Origin of the sequence: Bifidobacterium miconis (genome assembly GCF_019331735.1) — a bacterium.
Taxonomy (GTDB): Bacteria; Actinomycetota; Actinomycetes; order Actinomycetales; family Bifidobacteriaceae; genus Bifidobacterium; species Bifidobacterium miconis.
Genome location: NZ_JAHBBH010000083.1, coordinates 1 through 1462, shown reverse-complemented (window position 1 = coordinate 1462; position 1462 = coordinate 1). Strand labels below are relative to the sequence as shown.

Sequence of the window (1462 nt, the reverse complement as noted above, 5' to 3'; positions counted from 1 at the left end):
GGTGGCGGTCACCGACACCTACGACGAGCATCTTGAAGTGGACAAGCAGACCCTGGAGGTCACCGACCTGTCCACCGGCAGGTTCATCCCGAAAACCGAGTACGAGACCCAGTGGAACGACTCGCAGCACGCGGTGCGCCTCGTGTTCTCCGACGGGTATGTGAAGACCAACTGGCGCAACGGCGCGAACCCGCGCATCATCGTCCGCTTCGAGGGCACGGTCGCCAAGGACGCGCCCACGGACACCAAAATCGGCAACCAGTGGGCATTGACACTGAACAACATGGTCACCCCGAGCAACAGGGTGTGGAACGAGCCTCCCGACTTCACGCCGGTGAAGAAGGACACCCAGGCCGACCCGTCCATCAGCATCGACGGCAAGACCGCCCTGCTGGGCGACCGGATCTACTACCGCGTGATTATCGACGCCAAGCAAACCAACCAGGCCTACAAGGTCTGGAGACTCGGCATGACCGACGACTGGGACGACGAATACCTCTCCCTTGACGCCAAGCGCATCGAGGTCACCGACACCGCGACCGGCAAGGACGTGACCGCGAAGTTCAACATCGCGGCGATCGACGGCGTCGCCTACGTGTACGCCAAGACCGCGGACACGAAGGTGCCGGCCACCGGCGAGACCATCAAGGGCGACCCCCAGCCCAAGAACCTCAAGGAATACGCCGAAAAGAAGGACCACGACCCGTTGAAGGAGCCAGCCATCGACCAGTCGATGCTGGGCACGAGCTACGAGGTGATCCTGCCGATGACCGTCATCAAGGTCACCGACGGACATATCGTGAAGAACAAGGCCACGCAGGTCGTCAACGACACCCGCAAGGACACCAACGAGGTCGCCAACCCCCTCAAACCCGTCAACCCGTCCAAGGACGTGGTCGTGAAGGTGGACGGCGAATCCATCGACAAGCGGAGCGTGTACCTCAACAGCCTGTTCCTCTACCGTCTCGACAGCTCCGTGCTGCCCGCGCACCGCGCCTACCAGAAGGTCACCGACTGGAGCATCACCGACCCGCTCGACACCGAGCACGACCAGTACACCGGCCAATGGGCCGTGTACGCCATGCGCGACCTGACCGAACAGGGCAAGGTGATCGCCCATAAAGGCATGAAGATCGCCGGCAGCAGCTTCGACGCCGGCGCATACGGCGGCGAACTGTTCACCCTCGCGCAGGACGACAAGGGCGTGGTCACCGTTACTGCGACCCAGCGCATGCTCGACCTCATCAGCGGCAACGACGAAAGCGAGCAGGCATGGACCGCGTTCATCCAGTGCAAGCGCGTCAAGACCGGCGAACACATCGCCAACCGGTTCGACGAAACCCTCAACGGCACCAAACGGCCTTCCAACCAGGTCGAGACGCACACGCCCGACATGACCCCGAGCCTGAAGATCGAGAAATGGGACGAGGCCTCCGGCTGGCCGGCCGGCGACCGCGACCAG

The 1462-nt window shown here is 63.0% G+C and carries 1 protein-coding gene; it reads left to right on the top strand.

Annotated elements, in window-relative coordinates; genetic code table 11:
• Positions 1–1462, top strand: a 1462-nt coding sequence (locus KIH79_RS12685; protein WP_219059713.1) for an LPXTG cell wall anchor domain-containing protein, incomplete at both ends; no start/stop codon positions are given.